Here is a 24,170-nt window from a genome sequence, read left to right as displayed (position 1 = left end):
ACGGATCGCCCGCGTTAGTCCCCGGCGTCCGTCCCGTTCTCCGAAAAGGCGAGCGTCCCTCCCTCGAGCGAGCCGTTGGCCAGCGCCGCCGCGAGCGCCTCGTTCAGCGTGTCCACGAGGTGGAACTCGAGCTGCTCGCACACGTGATCGGGGAGATCCTCGAGGTCCCCCTCGTTGACGGCCGGGAGAATGATCTCGCCGATCCCCGCGCGGGCGGCCCCGAGCACCTTCTCCTTCACGCCGCCGATGGGGAGCACGCGTCCGGACAGCGTGATCTCGCCCGTCATGGCGACATCGTGCCGCACGGGGTGGTCGCCCAGGGCGCTCACCAGCGCCACCGCCATGGCGATGCCCGCCGACGGCCCTTCCTTGGGGATGGCTCCGGCGGGGACGTGGATGTGGATCTCGTGATCCCGTAGCCGCTCCTCCGTGAGATCGAGTCCGTTCGCGTGGCTGCGCGCGAAGGTGAGGGCGGCCTGCGCGCTCTCCTTCATGACGTCGCCGAGTTGCCCCGTGAGAACGAGCCCCTCCTTGCCCTTCAGGACCCTCGTCTCGACGAGCATGATGTCACCGCCCACGGGCGTGTAGAACATGCCCGTCGCCACGCCGACGGTGTCCTCCTCCATCTTCTCGGCGGCATGCACTTTCGGCCGGCCCAGCAGTTCGCGCAGGTCGTCCGCGCCCACCGCGGCCTCCGGGGATCCCGTCGCGATCTTCCGCGCGGACTTTCGGCACACGGAACCGAGTTCGCGTTCGAGCTGCCGCACGCCGGCCTCGCGGGTGTAGCGGGTGATGATCGCGCGAATCGCCCCCTCATCGACCTCGAGATGCTCCGGAAGCAGGCCGTTCCGCCGCTTCTGCCGGGGCAGGAGGAACCGGCGCGCGATCTCCAGCTTCTCGGCTTCCGTGTAGCCGCGGAACTCGATCGCCTCCATCCGGTCGCGCAGGGGTCCGGGGATCTGCTCGAAGACGTTCGCCGTGGCGATGAAGAGCACCTGCGAGAGATCGAAGGGCACCCCGAGGTAGTGGTCCACGAACGCCTCGTTCTGCGCCGGATCCAGCACCTCCATGAGCGCCGCCGAAGGGTCGCCCTGGAACGACACCCCCAGCTTGTCGATCTCGTCCAGGAGGAAGACGGGATTCTTCGTTCCGGCCCGTTTCAGTCCCTCGATGATGCGGCCCGCCATCGCGCCCACGTAGGTGCGCCGATGTCCGCGGATATCCGCCTCGTCGCGCGCACCGCCCAGCGACACGCGGACGTACTTGCGGCCCATGGCGTCGGCGATGGAACGGGCGATGGACGTCTTGCCCACGCCCGGCGGCCCGACGAAGAGCAGCGTCTCCCCCGCGCGGTCGTCCTCGTATCCCGGTACCGGCTCGGGCTCCGCCTCGTCGGATTCTTCCCCCTCGTCGGCCGTGGCATCCGCCTCGCCCGGCGCGTCGCCGTCCCCCGACGCCTCGGCCTCCGCGCCGTCGTCCTCCGCCTCCACGTCGTCCTCCGCCTCCACGTCGCCGCCCGCCTCCACGTCGTCGCCGCCGTCGTCCGACTCGGCCTCGTCCGACTCCGATTCGCGAGCCTCGCGCAACCTCGTCTCTTCCTGGAGCTTGCGGACCGCGAGAAAATCGAGGACCCGGTCCTTCACGTCGCGAAGTCCGTAGTGGTCCCGTTCCAGGATCTCCTCGGCGGGGTCGATGTCGAGTTGTTCCTCGGTCGTCTCCGACCAGGGGAGGTCCGCGACGATCTCCAGGTACGTTCGCACGACCTGGGCCTCCGCGGACTCGCGCGGGATGCGCTCGAGGCGCCGAAGCTCGCGGTCGACTTCCTGGCGCGCCTCCTCCGGCAACTCGAGCGCCTCGATGCGCTCGCGGAGATCGTTCGTCTCCTGGAAGTCGATGTCTTCGCCCAACTCCTTCTGGATCGCCTTCATCTGCTCGCGCAGGAAAATCTCGCGCTGCCGCTCCCCCAACTCCTCCTGCACCTGCTCGCGGATCTCTTCCTGCGCCTCGAGCAGGCCGATCTGCTTCTGCAGGTGCACGAGCAGCGAGCGCAGTCGCGCCTCGACCGGGAGGGTCTCGAGAAGTTCCTGCTTCTGCTCGACCTCGAGTTCGGTGTAGAAGGCGACGAGATCGGCCAGTTCGCCGGGCGCCGACACGCCGCCCAGGAGATGATCGACGATTTCCTTCGGGACGCCGCGCAGGCGGCTGACCTCCGCCGCTCTCTCGTGGACCTCCTTGTAGAGAGCCGCGAAGGCCCGCTCTTCGGCGTCGAGCGGATCCATGTCTTCCATCTCTCGCGCGACGACCTCCAGGTATCCATCGCGCTCGTTATATTCCAGGGCGGCCGCACGAGTGTCGCCCTGGATGACCATCTGGATGCCGCCGGGCACCTTCTGCATCTGCGCGATTCGGCATACGGTCCCGATGCGGTACAGGTGCTCGGGGTCCGGCCTCTCGACCTCGGCATCGAGCTGGGCGACCGCGAAGAGCAGCTTCTCCCCCGCGATCGCCCGGTCGATGGCCTTCATCGTCTTTTCCCGACCCGCCGCAATCGGCGCCGCCACGGCGGGGAACACGACCGTGCCGCGGAGGGGGAGTACCGGCAGCCGCAAGCGCTTGGAGTCGGTCCCGGTCCGGGGTTCCGTCTCTTCGCCGGGGGCGGCTGCTTCGGCGTTCTCCACTTCGGCTACCTGTCCGTTTTTTTCGCTCATACTCGCGTAGCTTCTATGTCCTCGCGCAAACGTGCGCGCCTGTGAGAGTCGCGTCTTCCGGTGCAGGTTTCGGGCCCGCCGGTTTCGGTCGCCGGACCCTCGCATCCGTCGATTTGGCGCAACGACGCGTGTAGAGGTCTGCCGATGCGGGCGGTGTGCGTCAAGACGGCAGGATCGGCGCCTGCTTGGCAGCCGCACGGGATTTCGCCATCTTCAGGGTATGACGAAACAGACGCTGAGATCGGGCGGTCGCAAGGCGTCGACCGCGGACGAACGTTATTACCGGCGCGGGTTGGGTCTGAAGAAGGAGATCCAGCCGGTGATCGATTTCGAGTACGGGAGCGCCATCGTCTCCCTCATCAGGGAGCGGGACTTCGAGCTTCAGGCGGGGCGGATCCTCCTGCGCCTCGCGAAGAGTTCCGGGTTCTGCTACGGCGTGGACCGCGCGGTGGACTATGCGTACGAGTCCCGCCGCAAGTTCCCGGATCGGCGGATCCTGCTCGTGGGCGAGATCATCCACAACCCGCACGTGAACCGCCGGCTCCGGGAGATGGAGATCGAGTTCCTCTATCCTTCCGACGCCGGGGAGTTCGACTTCAGCGACGTCACCGTGGACGACGTCGTCATCATCCCGGCCTTCGGCGTGACGCTGCACGACTTCGAAGCGTTGCGGGCCCTCGACTGCATTCTCGTCGACACCACCTGCGGCTCGGTGCTCAACGTATGGAAGCGGGTGGAGGGCTACGCCCGCGATGGTTTCACTTCGATCATCCACGGCAAGCACTGGCACGAGGAGACGCGGGCGACAAGCTCGCAGGTCCTGAAACACGAAGACGGGAAGTTCCTCATCGTCCGCGACATGGAGCAGGCCCAACTCGTCTGCTCGTATGTCCGCGGAGAAGGGGAGCGGGCTTCCTTCATGCAGTTGTTCGCGGAATCGGTGTCCGACGGGTTCGACCCCGACCTCCACCTGGAGAAGATCGGCGTCGCCAACCAGACGACGATGCTGGCTTCCGAGTCGCTGGCCATCGCCGCGCAACTCGGCGAGGCGATCGCGGATCGCTGGGGCTCCGAAGAGATGCCGGACCGGTTCCGCAGCTTCGACACGATCTGCTCGGCCACCCAGAAGCGGCAGGACGCCGTGAAGGACATGATGGAGGATCCGCCGGACCTCATGGTCGTGATCGGAGGCTACAATTCCTCGAACACGAACCAGCTCGCGTACCTTTGCGGGCTGTACACGACGACGTATCACATCGAGGACGCCTCCTGCATCGATACCGTGCGGGGGCGCATCACGCACAAGCCGCTCGGAGCCGATGAAACGGTGACGGAGGGCACGTGGCTGCCGGACGGGGATATCAGCATCGGCATCACGGCGGGCGCCTCCACGCCGAACTCGAAGCTCGGGGAGGCGGTGGAGCGCATCGTGCGGGGCGCGGGCTACGACCCTTCCGGCCTCCTGAGGCCCTGAGCGGCGCCACGGCGCTCAGGCACCGGCAAGCGCGGCCCGAAAACGGTCCCGGAGCAGGACCCCGTCCCGCGGCGGATATGAACCCGGTTCAGCGCTGAGAGCGACCTTCGCGACGCACAGCACCGGTCCTTCTGCCTCGAACAGCGTGCCCGCCAGCGCGTCGATGTCCATCCCTGGGGACCCCTCCTCGACGTCGCCGCCGACCGTGAAGGCGGCCCCAATCCCGGCCTCACTGTCGGCCTCACTGTCGGCCCCAATGCCGGCCCCGCGCGCGATCGCGGCGATATCCGCGTGCTTTCGGGTGAGCCCGGCCTGACGCCCCGTCTCGCCGAAGGCCTCGTTGTCGAGCACGAGGACGGCGAGGTTGGAGGGGGCCTGGGCCGCGATCGTGGCGAGGCTCCCCACCCCCATCAGCATCTCGGCATCCCCGGTCACCACGAGCACTCGTCGGGTCGGCTGCGCGAGGGCGACGCCGAGCCCCAGCATCGCCGCCCCGCCCATCGCGCCCCAGAAGTAGAAGTTCAACGACGAGTCGCCCGCCGCGTGGCAATCCCACGCCGGAGAACCGAGTCCCGCCACCACGGCCGCATTGCCGCGCCGGTCCAGGATCGCGGCGACGAGCGCGCGCCGGTCCAGCCCTGTGTCCAGCCCTGTGTCCAGCCCTGTGTCCGGCGTCGTGTCGCGCATCAGTCTCCGCTCACGAACGACTTCGCTCCGATGATGCGCTGGCTGACGAGTACGGCGGCGGGGCGTCCCGTTTCCCGCGCCCGCGCGGCGGCTTCCGCGAACGCCGGCGCCACCCCGGCGGCGGCCTCCGGACGGAACACGTCCACGTCGAGGGCGGCGAGGAGGTCGGGCACGGCGCGCCCCACGGGGACCTGCCACGGGTTCCGCTCCTCGGCTTCGCCGCGCATGGACACGAGGAGGAGACACGGAATCCGGCACACGTTGGGGAGTGCAAGCATGTTCACGATGTTGCCGACCCCGCTCGACTGCATGGCGACCGCCGCGAGTTCGCCGCCGAGCCACGTGCCGCACGCGACGGCGATCCCTTCCTCCTCCGTCGTGAGCGTGATGAGCCGGATCCCGGGGTCCGCCTCGCACAGTTCGAGAAACCTCCCGAGACCGGCGTCCGGCACCGTCGCGACATGCCGGATCCCGAGTCTTCGGAGCGCTTCGAATACTTCCGCTCCCCAGTCATCGCCGCCGTCTCTCGAGGTCATCGGCCGCAATATGCGGTGCGGCTTCCAGGGGAGCCATCGTTGGAGCCATCGCCGGAGCCAGCGCCGGAGCCATCGCCGGAGCCATCGCCGGGGCCGCGCGTAGCTCGTACCCTCGGAGAATGTTCGCGCGCGACGAAGACGGCTACGAGGCGATCCGGGAGGGCGTTCGCGGTCTGTGCGAGCGCTTTCCGGGCGAGTACTGGCGGGACCGGGACCGCGAGAGCGCGTACCCGACCGCATTCATCGATGCGCTGACCGAGGCGGGATATCTCGCGGCGCTCATCCCCGAGGAATACGGAGGCGCCGGACTCGACCTCAAGGCGGCGTGCGTCATCCTCGAGATGATCCAGCGCACCGGGTGCAACGGGGCCGCCTGTCACGCCCAGATGTACATCATGGGCACTCTGCTCCGGCACGGCAGCGAGGCGCAGAAGCGGCGCTACCTGCCCCGAATCGCGGCGGGAGAGTTGCGTCTGCAGGCCTTCGGAGTGAGCGAGCCGACCTGCGGTACGGACACGACCCGGATCGAGACGATGGCCGAGCGCGATGGCGATGCCTACGTGATTCACGGGCAGAAGACCTGGATCTCCCGCTCCGAACACTCCGATCTCATGCTCCTGCTCGCGCGCACGACGCCTCGCGAGGAGAGCGCGAAACCCACCGCGGGGATGTCCGTCTTCCTGGTCGACCTGCGAAACGAAGTCGGGCAGTCCGTCACGATCCGGCCCATCGAGACGATGATCAACCACTCCACCACCGAGGTGTTCTTCGACGGACTGCGCGTGCCGGCGGCGAATCTCATCGGCGAGGAGGGGAGGGGGTTCCGCTACATCCTCGATGGGCTGAACGCGGAGCGCGTGCTCATCGCGGCCGAGTGCGTCGGGGACGCGCGGTTCTTTGTGGAGCATGCCGCCGAATACGCGAAGGATCGCGAGGTGTTCGGGCGCCCGATCGGGCAGAACCAGGGCATCCAGTTCCCCATCGCCGAAGCCCACATGAAGACGGAGGCGGCGGCGCTCATGGTGGAGCGGGCGGCTTCGCTGTTCGACGACGGGGCGCCGTGCGGAGCCGAGGCGAACATGGCCAAGTACCTCGCGTCCGACGCCTCGTGGGCCGCGGCCGACATGTGCATGCAGACCTACGGGGGGTTCGCCTTCTCCACCGAGTACGACATCGAACGCAAGTTTCGCGAGACCCGGCTGTATCAGGTCGCGCCGATCTCCACGAATCTGATCCTGTCCCACGTGGCGACCCACGTCCTGGGTCTCCCGAAGTCCTTCTGACGCGGGGAGGACCGGCGATGGAGGGAATCGGGGGAATCGGGGGAATCGGGGGAGAGGCGGGCGGAGTCGGGCGCACCGAGGAGGTCGTGGATCGGGCCTCCGTCACGCTCGCGGGTGCCATGCTGGCCACGCTGGACCGGGACCCGCGGGCGCTGGGCGAGGGAGACTCCCTCCCGCCGCTCTTCCACTGGATGTATTGCCGGGAACTGGCGCCCGGCAGCCGACTCGACGGCGACGGCCACCAGAAACGCGGCGACTTCCTGCCGGCGCTACCGTATTCCCGCCGAATGTGGGCGGGCGGACGGATCGCCTTCGAAGGGAGCCTGCGGATCGGAGAGCGCCTCCGCCGCCGCTCGACGATTCGTTCGGTCACGCCCAAGCAGGGCCGCAGCGGGCCGCTGGTGCTGGTCACGGTCGAGCACCGGATCTCGGGCGCCGAAGGCGAGGTGAGCGAAGCGCAGGACCTCGTCTTCCTCGAGCGGCCCACGGAGCCGCTCGTGCTGCCGGACGTTGCAGGTCCCGAGGACGAGATGGAGTGGTCGGAGTCCGTGACGCCGAACGCGGCGATGCTGTTCAGGTTCTCGGCGCTCACCTTCAACGCGCACCGCATCCACTACGACCGGGACTACGCGCGCGATGTCGAGATGTATCCCGATCTCGTCGTGCACGGGCCGCTCACGGCGCTCCTGCTGGCGGATCTGGCGACCCGGCGCTCCGGACGGCCGCTGCGAACGCTGGCCTTCCGGGCCCGCCGTCCGATGTTCGTCGACCGGCGGATCACCGTTCAGGGCCGCCGCGCCGAGAACCAGGTCGACCTGAGGGCGCTGGACGACACGGGCGCCGTCGCGATGTCCGCCGACGCCACGCTGGCCTGACGGCCGCCACCGGTTGGGGCCTGGAAGGAGCCGCTTCCTACCCCTGCAGGGCGTGTTGGAGGACGACGATACCGACTGCCGCGACCAGTACGCCGCCGGCCCGCCACAGCCCGGCGCCCATCCCCAGCGCCGTCTCCATCCCCTTCTGCGCGAGCCCGGGCATCAGGGCGTAGAAGCCCCCCTTCGCCAGCGCCAACCAGCCGTACACGGTGAGGATCGTCGGCACGCCGCCCCACACGTTGTGGAACGCGACGATGAAGGATCCGATGCCCATGGCGAGGAACGCGACCGTCAGGCTGCCGGCCGCACCCTTCGACTGCAGGTGCTCGATGAACGCCCTCCAGTCCGCCGGACGCAGGAGGTATGACACCCCCAGGGCGATGAGGTTGATCGACACGAACACTTCCACTGCCCGCGTGAGGTCTTCCATCGGTTCCTCCCTTTCCGGCTACGGGCCAAATACACGACCGGTCCCGGTCGCACGTCCTTTACCGTATCGCTTTACCTCTCGCCGAGTGGCGTCCGCACCGGGGAGCGGACGGCGTCAAATCTCGGCCAGAGCCGCCACCGCGCGTTCGTTGTCCTCGAGCGTGTTGTAGAAGTGGGGCGAGAATCGAACCAGGGGTCCGCGATGGTCGACAATTACATCGCGCGCGGCCAGATGACGGACGGCGGCGGCCGCGTCTTCTGCATGCTCGACGAGGACGAGGGCGGATCGCGCCGCCGGATCGGAGGCCTGGTGCAGCCTGTAGTCGAGATCCGACAATCTCTCCCGCAAATCGTTCGCCAGGAACCGGTTACGCTGTTGAACCGTCGCGATGCCGTACTCGAGAACGATGGACAGGCCGCCCGCGACGGTGTACGCGACGCCGGCGGCGGGGGTTCCGAGTTCGAAGCGCCTGGCGTCCGCGCGAGGGGTCGCATCGCGAATGTCGAAAAGAAACTGGTTTTCAACACCGAACCATGAGAGCGTGACCGGATCGAGGCGCACGGAGGGGTTCACGTGGAGGTAGGCCATGCCCGGTCCGCCGCACAGCCACTTGAGCGCCCCGCCGACGAGGAAGTCCACCCCCAGCGCCCCGGCGTCGATCGCGAGTTGTCCATTTGATTGGTAGGCGTCCAGTAAAATGAACGCCCCGGCATCGTGCGCGATGCGAGTGAGTTCGGCCGCGTCCTGGGTGTTGCCGCTCGTGAAGAAGACATGCGATGTCGCGAGCAGCGCGGTGCGCTCGTCGACGGCCGCGCGAATCGATTCAAGGGGGACGTGAATCCCGTCGGGACTCGGCACGATCTCCACATCGAGGCCGTTCGCCCGTTGCGACAGGAAGTGATGGCCGACCGTCGGGAAGTCGAGTTCCGTGAGCACGACCTTGTTGCGGCCGGTGCGGCGGAGGCGGGCCGCGATGGCTCCCCAGACGACGGACACGGCCGCCGAGACGCTCGACATGAGCGCGATCGTGTCGGCCTCGGCCTCGATGGTCCGACCGAACTGCGTCCGGACTTCCTCGAGCTTGGCGACCCAGATCTCATACCAGGCGCCCGCGCCCATCTCGTGCCACAGATCCTCGAAGCGCCGGCGCTCCTCGACGGAGCGGAGAGAGAGCGCGCCGAGGGAGTTGGAGTTGAGGTATGTCTTGCGGGAGAGAATCGGGAACTGGCCCCTCAACTCGTCGATGCGATCGTCGAGCGGCAGCGCGGACTCCGCTACCGCGGTCGCGACCGCCGGGCTGGCCGATCCGAGCTCGGCCCGAATATCCTGTTTCGCCATGGATGATCCGTCGCAATCCGCCCCGCAGCAGGGGCCGCTTCTCGATTTCGAGGCAGGCCGGACGCTCGAACGGCGCGACCGCAAGCACGCCGGTCCCGGGGGCGAACCGGACTGCCCCCGGTGCGAGACCCGCATGGTGCGCTGCGTCGAGCAACACCGGGCGCCCCGCTCCGACGACTCGCCGTTCCGGGTCCGACTCGCGTGCCCGTCGACCGACTGCGGCGCGTGGACATCCTACAATTGGTAGGAACGGGATACCTGACAACCCGGCGCCCCGGCGTCGGCCCGCGGGACAGGATGAGTCGGGTGGAGGGGGATCGGGATGCTGCCAACGGCCAGACGCTTTTCGAAGTCCGTATCCTTAAGCTCCGGGCCGTGTGCTCAACCAGTCGCACTCCTCGTCCGAGACCAGAAACATCAGAATCCAGGTCTGAAGCTGCTGCGAATCGTCGATGCGCCGGTCCAGGACGAACAGCGTGTCCCCCCGGAAGGTCTCCATCGGCCGAATCTCGAAGTCGTGCGGCACGAGGGTGTCCACACACGCTTGTGAGAGGTCTGGCGAGAGGATCCCGACCCACGTTTTCGCGGTGAGCACCGGCATCGGTCGCATCCTCAGTGCCGTCTGGTCGTGGTGGGTGAACAGGAAGCCGCCGCCCGGCCGCGGAAAAAGTTGGCGCAGTCGCGAACTGCCCTCCAGTTGCTCGCGGCCCGGCATGTGCTCGATGTCGATGCGTTCCCTGAGATCGGCCGGGACGCCCTTTCTCCTCGCCACGGGGATGGCCGCCGTGTCCACCACCTCGCCCCGCAGGTTCAGGGCGAACATCTCGTCCAATCCGGACCAGCCCTGCACGAACCGTCCGTCGGCGTACGCAAGAGAACCGATCCGAAAAAGGCTCGCATAGGACCAGTTGTCGGTGCTGAGCGAGGCGACGTATTCCTGGGGGAGTCCGCCCATGCTCGCGAATTCGTCCGTGGCCGGCCGCCAACGAGTCACCGACGTTTCGCGCTGGAGCTCGAAATCGGTCATCCAGACGTCTTCGCCGATCACCACCGGGGGAGTGATGCCGCCCAGCGCGGGAAAGTCCACAACCCGAATGGTCTCTCCGGTGTTTCGGTCGAAGACGTTCACGCGCCGCGACCCTGTGGCCTGGGCGGCTACGGTCGAATCGTCGATGAGCATCGGAGCTCCGGGCCCGCCGCGAAACTCTCCCGGCCCCTCTCCCGGCCGTCCGTACACGAGCATCAGACCGCCGTCTCTACGGAACCTGAGGACCCGTGCCGAAAAGATGTCCGATATGTGGAAGGACCCGTCGAAGGGGTCGACGACCAGAGCGTATGGGTTGCCGATGTACAGCGTGTCGCCTTCCGGCAGTGGAATGCTGTCGACGGGAGTGAGAGTCGGCCCCGCCGCGTCCGCGGTCACGCGTTCGCCGGACTCGGAGCCGCAGCCCGGGATCAGGAACATCCCGCCGGCGAACAACGCGATGCCGACACGACGGGCGCACGCCCCTGAGACCGTGGCTCGGTTGGTCACCACTCCATCTCGGGCAGCACATCCCCCTGGAGCCGGAACATCTCATTGATGATGTGGACGGCGGCACGGTAGGAGGTCGTCGTCGGGTCCAGCAACAGCGCTTGCAGCAGCGTCCGGCGGGAACCGTCGGCGAAGGCGTCGACGACGAGGCGGTTGATCGACGTCTGGGTTCTGAGCAGTCCCAGGATCCCCTCGGGCAGCGGTTCCATGACTGCGGGGTGCAGCCCGCTCGCGTCGGCGCGGGCGGGGACTTCGACGACGGCGCCGTCGGGCAGGCCCGGCACGTATCCCTGGTTCGGCACGTTCACCGCGTCGAGACGGGTGTCGATCCCGCACAGGACTCCCTCCAGCAGCGGGACCGCGAGTTCGCCCGACGGCGTCAGTTCCCCGGCGGCTCCGACTTCGCCTTCCCGGCCCGTCTCGTCGCCGTCGTCCCGCACGCGGGGAAGCGGGGACTCCGGAAACGCGGGCACGTTGGTCGGATTCTCGCCGAGGTTGTAGAGCCAGGTGGGCGTCTCGCCCGTCTCCCACGGCGCGCCCCGCGCGGGGTCGTAGAAGAACTGGAGCAGGCTGCTGCCGAGAAATTCCCGCGCCCAGCCCAGGTACTCGCCGATGTGGTTCGCTCCGGGGCTGGGATACCGGCCGAAGACCCGGAACAGGATCCGGCTCAGCGCGATCTCGTCCCAGTCGTGGAGCCAGTGCGCCTCCCGCTCGCGGCGCCGGAGTCTCGGGTAGAGATCCTCGCCGGTCTTGCGGTCGCGCACGGACTCGAACCAGCTGAAATGGTTGAGTCCGCTCGCCCGGGCTTCGAGGCGCTCCACCGGCAGTTCCAGGAGGCGCGCCATCTGTTCCATCCCGTGGAAGACGCCGTGGCAGAGTCCGACGACGCGTACCGACGAGAGCCGGGTCTGGGCTTCGCACAGCTTCGTGAGCGGGTTCGTGTAGTTGACGAGCCACGCCTCGGGGCAGTGGACCTCCATGGCCCGCGCCAACTCGACGGCGGGACCCATGTTGCGGAGGGCGTGGAAGAGGCCGCCCGGCCCGCCGTTTTCTCCGTAGATCTGGGAGGAGCCGAACATGCGGGGGATGTGGAAGTCCTGGGCCCAGTAGAAGTAGCGGTTGATTTCGATGGCGAGGACCACCGCGCGGGCGCCGGGAAGCGCGGCTTCGAGATCCGTCGTCGCGGACACGGCGACACGCCGGTCCAGGCGTTCCGCGACCGCCTCCGCGTACGCCCGGGTGCGGGGAAGTTCCGAGGGGTCGATGTCGACGAGGACCAGGCTCAATGCCCGCTCACAGAGCGGATCGCTGAGGAGCAGGTCGCGGATGGAGGCGGGGCCGAACTCGCGGCTGCCGGCCCCGACGAGGACGATCCCGAGGTCGTCGTTCACGGTGACGTCCCCGAAGCCCCCGGGGGCGCTGCGGGGGTGTCGGCGTGCGCGATCCGGACGGTGATGGCGCCCGCCGCCAGCGACACGGCGAGCAGGAGCAAGCCCGTGCCGGCTCGGCCCGTGAGCAGGTGTCCGATGCCGAGGAGGCTGGCGTAGACGAAGAGCGCGCCGAGCAGGAACCCCGGCCACATGCGGCTCGCGGGCGGGTCGGCGGAGCGGACGCCGGTGCGCTCCGCGACATGGTCCCACCAGCCGCCCGGATGCACCCGCCGGTAGAAGCGGTCCAGCACTTCGTCCGACTCGGGCCGGGTGGCAAGCACGACGCCCAGCCAGAGCGCGGTGCACGCGACGAGGATGATCACCCCCCGGATGAGGTCCATCTCCGGCGCGTAGAAGCCGTCGACGGCCCGGATCGCCGCGGCGGGCAGGACCGGCTCGAGCGCGCCGAGCAGGAGGCGCCCGTTGGCCAGGAGCACCGAACCGGCCATGGCGGCGATCTCGGCCCACGCGTTCACCCGCCACCAGTACCAGCGCAGGAGCCAGACGAGCGCGACCCCCGCCGTGAGTTCGATGATGAAGATCCACCCTCGCTGGATCGAGTCCAGCTGCCACGCCACGCCCGCGGCGACCACCGCGAGCACCACGACCATGATCCGCGACGCCGCGACGTAGTGCCGCTCGGAGCGGTCCCTCCGCCAGAAACGGCGGTAGACATCGTTCACCATGTACGACGCCCCCCAGCACAGGTGCGTGTCCATCGTGCTCATGAACGCGGCCAGGAAGGTGGCGACCATCAGCCCCCTGAGCCCGGCCGGCATGAGTTCCCGGATCATCATCGGATAGGCGAGTTCGGGGTCGGCGGCGAGCGCCGGCTCCATCGTCCCCGGCGGGAAGACGAGGAGCGACCCGAGTCCCACCACGATCCAGGGCCAGGTGAGGAGCACCGTTCCCGCGAAGGCGAACCACAGCGAGGCCTTCACGGCCTGCCGCTCGTCCCGCGTCGCGAACAGGCGCTGGGCCACGTAGCCATCGCCCTGTCCGCTCCTCAGCCAGAGGACGCCGATGAGGCACAGGAAGGAGACGATCTCGAGCGAGGACGCGGTCGCGGTGGACGGCACGAGATCGAGGGCGCCGGGCGGCGCCTCCGGAACGTTGCGCACGGCCTCTGCCATCGCCGCCGGCCCGCCGAAGCGCGTGAGCACGATCCCGGCCAGGGTCATCGCTCCGAGCATGCCGGCGACGAACTGGAGGAGGTCGGTCACGACGACGCCCCACAGTCCCGACGCGACCGTGTAGGCCAGCGCGAGTCCGATGCAGACGGTCAGGGTCAGCGCGGGGTCCCACCCCAAAAGCACCTGGCTGAACTTCACCATCGCCAGCATGACCCAGCCCATGACGACGGCGTTCTTGAGGAGTCCCTGGTACACCGCGGAGAAGCAGCGCAGGGCGCGGGCCGGGGCGCCGCCGTAGCGGATCTCGATGACCTCCGCGTCCGTGAGGACGCCGGCCCGCCGCCACAGGCGCGCGTAGAAGAAGGTCAGCATGAGGATCCCCGCCGCCTCGTACCACCACAGCCAGTTGCCGTACACCCCCTGCCGGCGCACGAGGGCGGCCGTCGCGAGCGGGGCGTCCGTCGCGAACCACGTGGCCGCGATGGACGTGCCCGCGAGCCACCAGGGAAGCGAGCGGCCGGCGATGAAGTAGTCCTCGATGCTGCCGCTCGCCCGCCTGGCGAACCCGAACCCGATGGCGAGGACGATCGCGCCGTAGACGCAGACGACGACCCAGTCGAGCGTGGTCAGCGCCACCCGTCAGCGGTCCCCATCGGGCGCGGGCGTCGATGCCGCGCGAGGCGTGAGGACGTTGGAGAGGATGCGGTAGGCGCCCGGCACGCCGTACGGCAACTGCCGGTGGAGGGCCAGCGCGAGATAGGTGTAGCGCCCCTCGCCCACTGGGGCCGTGAGCCACACGCCTTCCTGCGGGGTCTGGCCCGTGTCGTGCGTCTCCACGAGCGGCGTGTAGGCCGGATCCCAGTCGGAGAAGAACTTGGAGCCGCGCTGCTCGATCCACCCGTCGAAATCGGCTTCGGCGATGCGGTTGGGTGCCGCCATCAACGGGTGGCCGGGCCGGAGCAGGCGGACGGGAGCGTCCTCCTCCGACACTTCCTCCGCCCCTCGGGGGAGGGACGCGGGATACGGCGCCATCGCCGAGGGCACGTACTCCTGCGTCTGGTAGAGGACGACGAGGTGCCCGCCCCGGCGGGCGTACTCCAGGAGGCGCTGGTTGTGCTCGACGAGGTCTTCGCGCACGGCGTAGGCGCGGGTGCCCACGACGATCGCGTGGAACCCCGCCTCCCCGCCGGATCCCGCGCCGACGGCCGGATCCAGCTCCGCGAGAGCGGCTTCGTCCAGGAGTTCGACCGTGGCGCCGAGCGCCTCGATCCCGGCCGGGACTTCATCGCCGACCCCCATCACGTAGCCGACCCGGACGCCGTCGAGCCGGGCGACGCCCACGGACCGCACCGTGGTCCGCGCGGGGCGCCACAGCCGCGCGAGCGGCAGGTCCCGGTGCTCGATGGTCCGGTACCCGCGGCGATAGTCCACTCCCCGCGCGCGGGCCACGGCCGCGATCTCCGCTTCGCCTCGCCAGCCGGCCGGGGGCGTGAGGAAGAACGCCGCGTCCATGGTCTCGCCCGGACTGCGGAACTCGTGCTCCACGGTGCCGGGAGTGCCGGGAGTGCCGGGAGCGCCGGAGATCAGGCTCCACCCTTCCGGCAGCTCGAGACGAACGGTGGCGGAGACCGGCGCCGCGTTCGCCACGACCCGCGCTCGCACTTCCAGCGGCGTCGCGGCCGGTTCCCCCGGGGAGCCGCTGCCGCTGCCCTCGCCGTCCACGGGCACGATGCGCACGCCCGGAGTCAGGGAAACGGAGAGGGCGGGCAGCGTCTCCGCCGTCCGCGTCACGGAGCCGTAGGGCAGACGCGCGACGGGGGCCGTCACCGGCACCGTGCGCGCCATGACGCGTCCCCCGATGGCGAGTTCGAGTTCCGCCGCCAGCGCCGGACGCCGCCACGGGAGGTGCAGGTCCGCCGAGTCGGACACCTGGTAGTGGTTCTCCGACACGTCCCCGCGCCCGAAGTACGGTGCGGCGGGCGTAGCCGGAACCCGCACCTCGAGCGGCTCCGTCGAGCCATCCGGCTGGAGGGCGACCCGGTTCGACGGCGTCAAGGACTCGCCGCCGCGGCTCACGATCCGGACCGCGACCCCGGCGCCCTCCGCAGATTCCGGCGGCTCGATCCGAAGGCGGATCGCGGCGGGCTGGCCCGGCGTCAGGACGGCCTCGCCGCTGCCGGTCGGGCCGCCCACAAGTTCCGCGGACACGGTGGTTCCGCTCGCCGCCAGAAGGGCTTCCTCGAACTGTCGTTCCTTCAGCGAGAGGTGGAACCGGGTCTCGGACTCGGCGGGCGTCGCGGCGATCGCCGCCCGGAGCCATCCCAGCCCCCGAGCCAGGTCGGCAACGGCGCCCTCCGGGTTGCGGAAGTCGAACGCCGCCGCCACCCCGCCGACGAGGCCGTCCAGTTCGGCGAGCAGCGAATCCACCTCCCGAGAGGCCGCCTCGTCCAGGAGCGCCGGGAGCCCCCTCAGCGTCGTGTCGAGCCCCGCGAAGAACGAATCCCCGATTCCGGTCGCCGCGCCCGCCCCATCGCCGGTTCCGTCGAGGCGTTCGTAGAAATAGCGGCCACCCCCCGCCCGCACGCGCCCCGCCGTCTGGGAGCGCTGCAGGCCGAGACCCCGGCTGGCCCAGCGTTGCCAGGTGTCGCCGAGCCAGGGGCTCAGCCCGGTCGCATTCACCTCCACATCGTAGGGCTCGCCGACTCGAACCCCTCCCCGAAACGTGCGGAGGACCCGCCACGGCCGGAGCCCCTCTTCCGTGATGTGGTGCGGAAAGCGCGTCGGGTCCGCGGCCGCGGCGACGGCTTCCGGCGTGAGCAGCCCCGCCGCGTGGTGGTGGCCGTGCCCGTCTCGCGTCGACCCGTGGAAGCGGCTCACGACGACGAGCGGGCGGTTGAGGCGGATGACGCGGACCATGTCCTCGAGCACCGCCTCGCGGTCCCAGCTTCGAAAGGCTTCGTCCACCGACTTCGAGTAGCCGTAGTCGACCGCCATCGTGAAGTAGAGGTCGTCCAGACCGTAGTAGCGGCCGGAGAGGACGAGTTCGCGGGTCCGGATGAGGCCGAGGGCGTCGAAGAGTTCTGGGCCGATCGCGTTCGCCCCGGCCTCGCCGCGGTTGAGGCTGAGCAGCGCCGTCCGGGCGCCCCACCCCCGACTGGCCAGGGCGAGCATGCCGGCGTGCTCGTCGTCCGGGTGCGCGGTGACGTGGAGCAGGCTGGCCGTCGTGGCGAGTTTGCGGATGCGGTGCCAGGCGCCCATGGCCCCGCGGTCCACGTCCAGCCGTTCCTCTCCGACCGGGGCGGGGAAGGCGAGGACGCGATCCGGCGCCCGCCCGGCGGGGCCCGATTGCGCCGCCGCCGCGGTGGCCCCCGCGAGCGCCGCCAGCGCCGCCACCGGAAGGACGGCGCCGAGTCCGCGTTGCCTGTGAGCGATCATGGATCATCCAGGGTCGGTGGGTCCGCGTTCGCATCGTGCCCGCGGGCGGAAGTCCGGGCAAGGAGGCCTTGCGAGCAGGCCCAGCCTGCCGATACTCAAACGGATCGCATCCACCGCCACCAACTCCGGACCCGATGACAGACCCCGGCATCCAGATCACCGTCGAGGGAACCCCGAATCCGCACGCGGCGAAGTTCGTGCTCGACCGCGACATCCCGGGCGAGGGGAGCCGAAGCTATTTCGATCCCGAATCCGCCGCCGAGGACCCGTTGGCCGCCCGCCTGTTCGAGGTGGACGGGGTTCGCGCCCTCCTCATCGTCGAGAACTTCATCACCGTGACGAAGAACCCCGCGCTCGAGTGGCCGGACATGCTCGACGAGGTCGAGGAGGCGATCCACGAGGGTCTCGCGGCCCCGGACGAAATCCAGCCCCCCCTGTAGCCCTTCCCCGTGCAACTCTCGCCGCTTCGAGATGCACGGACCGATCAGCCCGTCGCCACGGCAGCGGTCTCCATCACGGGTCGCCCGGAGGTGGTCGCCAGCGACCGACGGGGCCGCTTCGCCCTCAGTGGGCTCCCCGGCGGGGGGCACGAACTCTCGGTGCGGCACCTCGGATACGCTGCGCTGACGTACCCGGTCACCGTGACATGGGGGCTCACCACAGAGGTCGACATCGGCCTGTCGCCGGACCCCGTGGAGTTGGAGCCGCTGGTCGCGACCGCGACGAGACCACGCCGCCTGGAGGTCAACGGCTTCTACGAACGCAGGTACTGGGGAGACTTGACCGGTAACGGCACGTACTTCACGGCGGCGGACATCGAGCGCCGGGCGCCCCTCCGCATCACGCACATGGTCGCGGACGCCCCGGGCGTTCGGCTCGCGAACTGCGACCTCCAGGGACGCGGCTGCAGGTTGTACAGCACGAGGGCCTCGACCGGATTCTCGGATGAGGAGTGCCAGCTGAACGTATACCTCGACGGCAACCTCGTAGTTCGAGGGAGCGAAGAACGCTGGAGCCGCGCCGCAGGAGACGGTCCCTTCAGCAGCAGGCCGCCTCCCGAGCCACTCAACAACCTGGTCCTGCCGGCCGAAATCGCCGGGCTGGAGGTCTACGTGGGGCGGCGGGACTCCCGGCCGAGTTCTCCGGCTCCGATTCTCGCTGCGGCGCCGTTGTGATCTGGACGAAGTAGCCAGCTGCCGCCCCTCTCCATTCCCCCCATTTAGGGGGGTGCGCGTGCGCTTGAAAAAGTCGGTCCAACACCTCGTATCATCTTGTGGCGCAACGTGTTGATACCCAGTACATATCTCCCTCGTAAGTAGTTTTGGGGCGACAGAACCGCTGGCGCCACGTCGATCCTCGAGGGGAGAAGAACATGCTCACGCTGCACTGCTTCGGCGAGGTCGCGGCCTCGAACGCACGCGGGACGAGGATCCCGCTGCGGTCACGGAAGCACATGGGCCTCCTGCTCTATCTCGTTGCGCACCCCCGAACCGTTCACATGCGGGAGAAGCTCGCCGATCTGCTCTGGGACAGCCGCGACAAGAAGGCGCGACATTCGCTCAGCCAGGCACTCTACGACATCCGGTCGTCCATGGGTCCGGTGATCACGGTGGACGTCAACACGGTCCGGCTCATACCGCAGCGGGTTACGTACGAACTCGATGCTTTCGAACGGGCGTTCGAGGACAGGGACCACGAGACCGTCATCGATCTGTACCGGGGAGAATTCGCCCCCGGCCTGCTCAACCTGGGAGCCGACGAGTTCGAGCGCTGGCTGGACGGCGAACGGGAGCGTTGCCGCGTTCTGGTCGCCATGGCGCTGAAGAACGTACAACAAGCCGCCGAGGAGAGCGGCGACTGGGACCGGACGTGTCTGGCCGCGCTCCGGCTCGTGAGGCAAAACGAGTTCGACGAGCACGCGCACAGCACTCTCATGCGTGCATTGGGCATGAAGGGCGACTACGCCTCCGCCCTTGCATACTACGGAGCACTGGAGAAATGCGGGTGGGTCGCCGGCGCCACGAAGCTGACGGAAACGGCGGCGTGGGCTCGGAGCCAGCTTGACGCCGCGCCTCCGGTCGTCCGCGAGCGCCACGAACCGCGGATGTCGGATCGAGGAGGAGAGTTCCGCCAACTGAGGGTCGCTCTCCGTGCATCCCGCGCCGCGCCCGTACGGTTGGTCCTGGCCGGTGAGCGCGGTCTCGGGCGCGAAGAGGTCGTGCGGAACTTTGCCGGACTCGTCTACAGCGGCGGAGGGTTGGTGCAGTGGCTTCCGCCGGACCTGGCAGGGACGCGAGAGACGCTGGCGTCGGAGTTGCGCCGCTACCCGCGAAAGACCCGGCTCATTGTGATCAGAGCCGATGTTCGGGATTGGGCCGCCGTGGATGAGGTCATGCGGACCGCAGATCCAGCAGATCCATCAGGCGCCATGATCGTCGGTTTCTCGGACCCGGAGGTGGCTCGGCAGGCGGAAGCCGCCCGTCTGGTGGACTTCGTAATCAACTTCGATCCACTCACCACCGAAGCGTGCGCGGCGTCGCTTGTGGGGACCGAGACGGGTTGCAGTCCTCCCCAGGCGGTCGAGAGCGCGAGGCTCTCCGGAGGCAATCCGGCTCTGGCTCGGGCGATCCTCAGGGCGTGGATGCGTCACAACTTCAGCCCTGCGACAGCCAGCGACCGGGAATCGGGCGGACGATTGGCGTATGAGCGGTCCGCCGAGGTTCGGTCGCTCGTCGGCGATCAACTGACCGCGCTCTCGCACCGTGAAGGACGGCTGGCGACGACGCTGGCGCTGCTCACGCGCGCGGCGCGCGCCCACGCCGATGTAATCGTGGCCGGACATTCGAGCGGGGAGGCTCTTGAAGGACTCCGCGCCAAGGGCTGGTTACACTCCGATACCGACCAATGGACGCTGAGCCGTCCGCTGGCCGGCGCCGTACTCGCGTGGAATCTGCAGCCGGACGAGAGAACGAAGGTACACCTGGCAGCGGCTCGAACCCTTGAGAACGCCGGTCTGGGTGCGCGTGCGGCGGCCGCCTCCGAACTCGCCGCGGCCGGAGAGTCCTCCCGTGCTTTCGGTCTGGCCTGCAAGGTCGCGAAGCGGGCTTTGCGGGAAGGCCGGTCGCCGGTCGCGGGTCAGGCGGCGGCATTGGCGTTCGAGCATGCCACGGCCGGAGCCGAGCGTCTGCGCTCCGGCTTCCTCCTGTCGGAAGCCGAGTTTCAGCGAGGCCGGTTTCGACGGGCCGCGGGCGTGCTGCACCAGATTGCCGCTGTCGCGGACACCGGGAACGACCTGAGCCACGTCCAATTGGCGCTGGCGCGGGCGGCGGTGGCGTCGGGAGACCGACTCGCGACGGGTCTGCACCGACGGAATCTGGCGGAGGCTCGCGGGCACGCGACCGACCCGGCCCTCATCCGCGCGCTGACCGTGCAGATGGTCGTACTCGAGGCAACGGATGCTACGCTCCGGCGCACCGGGAAGCCGGGTCTCGAGAGGATCCGCACGCATCTCCGAGGGATCGTCCAGGAGGATGCCCGCCACGCGGGCGTCTGGTGCGATGCATTTCGGCTCCTCTTCCACCAGGTCGGAGGTCAAAGCGGTCTCACGGAGGCTCGCCTGGTGCTCGAGACCTGCCGCCACAAGCTCAACTGGCTCGGCTACGAGGGCTTCAGGGCCGCCACTGCCGCCGAGTTCTGGGTGGCGATGCGAGGCGCGCGTCTCCACGATGCCCTCCGGCTTCTGGAAGACGCCTCCGAGTCCCTCGACGGGAACCGCCACGAGTCGGCGAACCTCAACAACCTGGGCGCGGTGCTGCTGGAACTCGGCAACTTCGAGCGGGCGCTCGATGAACTCGATCGCTGCCGCGAAATGGACGAGGCGCTCGAGAGTCCACCCGAAGCCCGAGCCCATGCCCTGCTGAATCAGGCGCAGTGCGTCTTCTTCAAGGGGGACTATGCCCTCTGCCGAGAGTACATGGAGCGGTTGCTCCGGTGTCCCGGGCACATGGGTCAACATCCGTTCGGGGCGCAGGCATGGGCACTCACCGGCCTCCTGGCGATGACCGATGACAATCAGAGCGAGGTGGAGGCCTGCCTCGAACGGATAGGGGATGGTTCCGATGGGGTGGGGGAGAACGACCTCTACCTGGTGACCTGGTTTCGTGCGGCGGCGATGGGGACTCGCGACCACGAGGCCACCGTCGCTGGTCTCATCGAAGCTGCGGATCACACAGCCGAGATAGACAGGCTGAGCGCCGAGAAGCTGAGAGTGTTGGCCGGCACGTACTCCTCACCCAACCGGCCCGGCGATCAACGCGAGGCCTGCGGCTTCCTGCGGTCCGCCGGCGCTTCCTGGTTCGTGCGTTTCGCACACAACTGGTTGCGCGCGTAACCCGGGCGTCCCGCCCCGATGTCCCGATCGAGTTCCTTCGGACGTTTCTACTACGTACCTAGTTGACAGCGGCGCCCCGGCGCGTTTACGCTCAGTCGGGAACGATGCCGCGCTCGGCCCCGTCGCTTCGACGACGGCCGGCCGCCGCGGGTGGCGACGCTGACGGTTCGGGACGAAAGGACGGGTCTCGTGGAGATCAAGTTCACGACTCGGGAACTCGACCTCATGGCGGTGCTCTGGGAGAGAGGGGCCTCGACCGTGGCGGAGGTGCAGGAACGCCTCGGCGATGAGCTGGCCTACACCACCGTGCTCACGATCCTCCGGACGCTGGAGGAGAAGGGGTACGTGGGGCACACCCAGGAGGGGAAGGCCTACCGCTATCACACGCTCGTCGGGCGGGAATGCGCCGGGGCGAGCGCGGTGCGCCGGCTGGTTCAGAAGATGTTCCAGGGGTCGCCGGAACTGCTGCTCACGCACCTCGTCTCCGACCGGGCGCTCTCGAAGGAGGACCTCGAGAACCTGCGCGGTCTGGTGGACGAACGCCTCAGCTCGAAGGAGTAGGGACATGGTCATCGCCTGGATCGGATACTGCCTGTTGATTTCGGGACTCCTCGCCCTGGCCGCCTTCGCCTCGGAGCGGGCGCTGGGCCACTTCCGCAAGCCCGTGCGCTGGGCGTGGTTCGCGGCGATCGCCGGATCCGTGACGGTGCCCGTCGTCGCCTTCTTCGCTCCCGGACTCCTCCCCGGCTTCGAGGTGTCGTCCGCCGCGCCGGCGGTCGGGTCGAGCGATCTGGCGATCGTCGCCGTGGCGCCGGAACTGCCGGCAACGGCCGCGGAGGCCGGTGGGGGTTTCGACGCGGCGGCCGTGGGAACGGTTCTGGCATGGGGCTGGTTGCTCCTGATCGCCGCCATGGTCGGCTATCTGGGACGGATCTACGGTCGGCTGCGGTCGGAGATGCGGACATGGACGCCGGGCCACGTCGCGGGATCGCCGGTCATGATCTCCGACGAGCGGGGACCGGCCGTCGTCGGGATCCGCCGCTCGATCGTCGTGATGCCGAGGTGGATCCCCGAACTCGAGGACAGGCTGCTCCGCCTCGTCTTTCTCCACGAGCGGGAGCATCAGCGCGCCGGCGACCATCGGCTCTTCGCCGCGGCGGTCGCCGCCCTCGTGCTGATGCCCTGGAACCTGCTCGTATGGTGGCAGGTGTCCCGGCTGCGGCTCGCGATCGAGTTCGACTGCGACCGTCGCGTGCTCCGGCGGGGGGAGTCGCCGCGCGACTACGCGGACGCCCTCCTCACCGTGGGCAGCCGCGTCTCCGGCCCGCTGCTCGCGGCAGCCGCCTTCGCCGAACGCAAGCCGGCCGTGGAACGACGCCTGCGCCGCATGACCGAGCCGGCGGCCAGCATGCGTCCGCTCCGAACGCTGGGCGCTTCGGGGGTGGTCATGGTCGCCGTCCTCTTCGTGCTCGGCTGCCCCGGACCCGAGACTTCCGTGAACGCGCCGGAACCGCCCGCCGCGACGGTGACACCGCCGTCCGAATCCAGCGAATGGGCGCCTCCGCTGGGGCCCGGCGAGGAGGCCATGGCGCGCGGAGACCGGCCGTCCTTCATCGCGTACGACAGGCCTCCGGTTCTTCAGAACGCCGGGGAGGTGTCGGACGCGCTGATGGAGGCCTACACACAGGACCTCAAGGAAGCGGGAATCGGCGGACGAGTGGAGATGTGGCTGTACCTCGACGCGTCCGGGGTGGTCCGGAACTCCGAACTCAAGACGCCCAGCGGCCACGACGCTCTGGACGCTGCCGCCGCCGATGTGGTCGCGACGATGCGCTTCGAGCCCGCGATGAACCGTGACGAGCCGACCGATGTCTGGGTCTCCCAGTGGGTCACCTTCGAGGTGCTGGACGTTGACGAGGACGGGGCCCCGGATGCTCTTGTCAGGCCGGCAACGGATGAAGCGCCGCTCATCATCGTCGACGGAGTCATTCAATCCGAGGGCACGAGCCTGGGAGACCTCCAGGCCCTCGATATCGGCCATGTCGAGATCGTCAAGGGCGATCGGGCCGTCGAGATGTACGGCGAGCGTGCCAGGAACGGTGTGGTCGAAATCACGACGAAGGGTGGGGCCGCGGAAGACGATCCGACGGAGGACGCCCGTACGTACCTTACCCTGAGCCGCGTGAAAGACGGGGAACTCTCCCGAACACGGATCGCTACCGACCGTGGTCTTGAGATCGAAGACATCGTTGCCACGGGGGTCCTCGACGATGTCGACCGGGATGGCCTATTGGAGGTCCGGGTTGTGCCCCGTCCTGAGAACATGCCGGATCCGTTGATCGTCATCGATGGCGTGATCTCCGACGCCGCGGGGCTATCGCATCTTGGCGAACTCGACATCGATCACGTTGAGGTGGTGAAGGGTCGCGCCGCTCAGGAGGCCTACGGAGAGAGGGCCCGTCACGGCGTGATCGAAATCACGACGAAGGCCGGCGCCGCGGACGGCGATGCCCCGGCGGACCAGCCGATCTTCGCCCCGTACGACACCGCCCCGGTTCTTCAGAATGTTGGGGAGATCCAGCAGGTGCTCGAGAGAGCCTATCCGAGCGACCTGAAGCAAGCGGGTATCGGTGGCCGGGTCGAGATGTGGGTGTACGTCGACCCGTCGGGCGCCGTTGTCAACTACGAAGTCAAGACGAGCAGCGGCAACGAAGCGCTGGACCGCGCCGCCGCGAAAGTCGTCGAGCAGATGCGATTCCGGCCCGCGAGCAACCGCGATGAGCCGACTGCCGCCCGGATCTCCCAGTGGGTGACGTTCCACGTGATCTAAGCGCGAGGCGGCGGGCCCCGGGGCCCGCCGCGCAACCATCCGCGAGGTGACGGTTTCCCTCGGAGCGGAAGACGGCACCGCCCGCGG

16 protein-coding genes and 2 pseudogenes are annotated in these 24,170 nt (G+C 68.9%); 8 read left to right on the top strand and 10 right to left on the bottom strand.

Annotation, left to right across the window (positions count from 1 at the left end; translation table 11 throughout):
* Positions 1–14: 14 nt before the first annotated feature.
* Positions 15–1,808, bottom strand: a pseudogene (lon, locus tag ACOGXI_RS11030) (endopeptidase La); the annotation flags it as partial.
* Between the two features lie 225 nt (positions 1,809–2,033).
* Positions 2,034–2,708, bottom strand: a pseudogene (locus ACOGXI_RS11025) (LON peptidase substrate-binding domain-containing protein); the annotation flags it as partial.
* A gap of 220 nt (positions 2,709–2,928) precedes the next feature.
* Between ACOGXI_RS11025 and ACOGXI_RS11020 the strand changes: the two are divergent.
* Entirely contained in the window at positions 2,929–4,182 is a 1,254-nt protein-coding gene (locus ACOGXI_RS11020; protein ID WP_419938895.1) for a 4-hydroxy-3-methylbut-2-enyl diphosphate reductase, read from the top strand.
* Between the two features lie 15 nt (positions 4,183–4,197).
* On the opposite strand, the gene ACOGXI_RS11015 is transcribed toward ACOGXI_RS11020, so the two are convergent.
* Both ACOGXI_RS11015 and ACOGXI_RS11010 read right to left on the bottom strand, forming a co-directional pair.
* Positions 4,198–4,869, bottom strand: a complete 672-nt coding sequence (locus ACOGXI_RS11015; RefSeq protein ID WP_419938894.1) for a thiamine pyrophosphate-dependent enzyme — start codon at positions 4,867–4,869, stop codon at positions 4,198–4,200.
* A complete protein-coding gene (locus ACOGXI_RS11010; protein WP_419938893.1) occupies positions 4,869–5,405 on the bottom strand; it encodes a thiamine pyrophosphate-binding protein in 537 nt (178 codons plus the stop codon). The genes ACOGXI_RS11015 and ACOGXI_RS11010 overlap by 1 nt, the downstream gene beginning before the upstream one ends.
* A 119-nt stretch (positions 5,406–5,524) precedes the next feature.
* On the opposite strand from ACOGXI_RS11010, the gene ACOGXI_RS11005 reads away from it, so the two are divergent.
* Positions 5,525–6,688 carry an acyl-CoA dehydrogenase family protein gene (locus ACOGXI_RS11005; protein ID WP_419938892.1) on the top strand — a complete coding sequence of 388 codons (1,164 nt, stop codon included), beginning with the start codon at positions 5,525–5,527 and terminating at the stop codon, positions 6,686–6,688.
* Between the two features lie 17 nt (positions 6,689–6,705).
* Positions 6,706–7,563: an FAS1-like dehydratase domain-containing protein gene (locus tag ACOGXI_RS11000; RefSeq protein WP_419938891.1), complete on the top strand. Its 858-nt coding sequence runs from the start codon at positions 6,706–6,708 to the stop codon at positions 7,561–7,563.
* A gap of 37 nt (positions 7,564–7,600) precedes the next feature.
* Here ACOGXI_RS11000 and ACOGXI_RS10995 read toward each other — a convergent pair whose 3' ends face one another.
* From ACOGXI_RS10995 to ACOGXI_RS10970, 6 genes are all read right to left on the bottom strand, one after another.
* A complete protein-coding gene (locus ACOGXI_RS10995; protein WP_419938890.1) occupies positions 7,601–7,993 on the bottom strand; it encodes a hypothetical protein in 393 nt (130 codons plus the stop codon).
* A gap of 114 nt (positions 7,994–8,107) precedes the next feature.
* On the bottom strand, positions 8,108–9,331 hold the full coding sequence (locus tag ACOGXI_RS10990) for an aminotransferase class V-fold PLP-dependent enzyme (protein ID WP_419938889.1): 1,224 nt from the start codon (positions 9,329–9,331) through the stop codon (positions 8,108–8,110).
* A 361-nt stretch (positions 9,332–9,692) separates the two neighbouring features.
* Positions 9,693–10,865: a hypothetical protein gene (locus ACOGXI_RS10985; protein ID WP_419938888.1), complete on the bottom strand. Its 1,173-nt coding sequence runs from the start codon at positions 10,863–10,865 to the stop codon at positions 9,693–9,695.
* Positions 10,862–12,256, bottom strand: a complete 1,395-nt coding sequence (locus ACOGXI_RS10980; RefSeq protein ID WP_419938887.1) for an alpha-galactosidase — start codon at positions 12,254–12,256, stop codon at positions 10,862–10,864. Before ACOGXI_RS10980 ends, ACOGXI_RS10985 begins: the two co-directional genes overlap by 4 nt.
* Positions 12,253–14,064, bottom strand: coding sequence for a sodium:solute symporter family protein (locus tag ACOGXI_RS10975; protein ID WP_419938886.1), 1,812 nt, complete (start codon positions 14,062–14,064; stop codon positions 12,253–12,255). The genes ACOGXI_RS10980 and ACOGXI_RS10975 overlap by 4 nt, the downstream gene beginning before the upstream one ends.
* A gap of 3 nt (positions 14,065–14,067) precedes the next feature.
* The gene (locus ACOGXI_RS10970) at positions 14,068–16,863 is read right to left on the bottom strand and encodes a PIG-L family deacetylase (protein ID WP_419938885.1); all 2,796 of its coding nucleotides are present in this window, start codon (positions 16,861–16,863) and stop codon (positions 14,068–14,070) included.
* Between the two features lie 134 nt (positions 16,864–16,997).
* On the opposite strand from ACOGXI_RS10970, the gene ACOGXI_RS10965 reads away from it, so the two are divergent.
* The 5 genes from ACOGXI_RS10965 (at position 16,998) to ACOGXI_RS10945 (ending at position 24,083) form a co-directional block, all read left to right on the top strand.
* Positions 16,998–17,303 (top strand): NifU N-terminal domain-containing protein, encoded by a 306-nt coding sequence (locus ACOGXI_RS10965; protein ID WP_419938884.1) that lies wholly within the window; start codon positions 16,998–17,000, stop codon positions 17,301–17,303.
* A gap of 9 nt (positions 17,304–17,312) precedes the next feature.
* Positions 17,313–18,038, top strand: coding sequence for a carboxypeptidase regulatory-like domain-containing protein (locus ACOGXI_RS10960; protein ID WP_419938883.1), 726 nt, complete (start codon positions 17,313–17,315; stop codon positions 18,036–18,038).
* 197 nt (positions 18,039–18,235) lie between these two features.
* A complete protein-coding gene (locus tag ACOGXI_RS10955; RefSeq protein ID WP_419938882.1) occupies positions 18,236–21,253 on the top strand; it encodes a BTAD domain-containing putative transcriptional regulator in 3,018 nt (1,005 codons plus the stop codon).
* 150 nt (positions 21,254–21,403) lie between these two features.
* On the top strand, positions 21,404–21,814 hold the full coding sequence (locus ACOGXI_RS10950) for a BlaI/MecI/CopY family transcriptional regulator (protein WP_419938881.1): 411 nt from the start codon (positions 21,404–21,406) through the stop codon (positions 21,812–21,814).
* 4 nt (positions 21,815–21,818) lie between these two features.
* Positions 21,819–24,083: a TonB family protein gene (locus tag ACOGXI_RS10945; protein WP_419938880.1), complete on the top strand. Its 2,265-nt coding sequence runs from the start codon at positions 21,819–21,821 to the stop codon at positions 24,081–24,083.
* Positions 24,084–24,170: the final 87 nt, after the last annotated feature.

The sequence above is a fragment of the Candidatus Palauibacter sp. genome (genome assembly GCF_965208055.1).
Lineage (GTDB): Bacteria > Gemmatimonadota > Gemmatimonadetes > Palauibacterales > Palauibacteraceae > Palauibacter.
The sequence above is the reverse complement of the archived record's forward strand: the minus strand, read 5'-3'. Positions and strand labels throughout refer to the sequence as shown.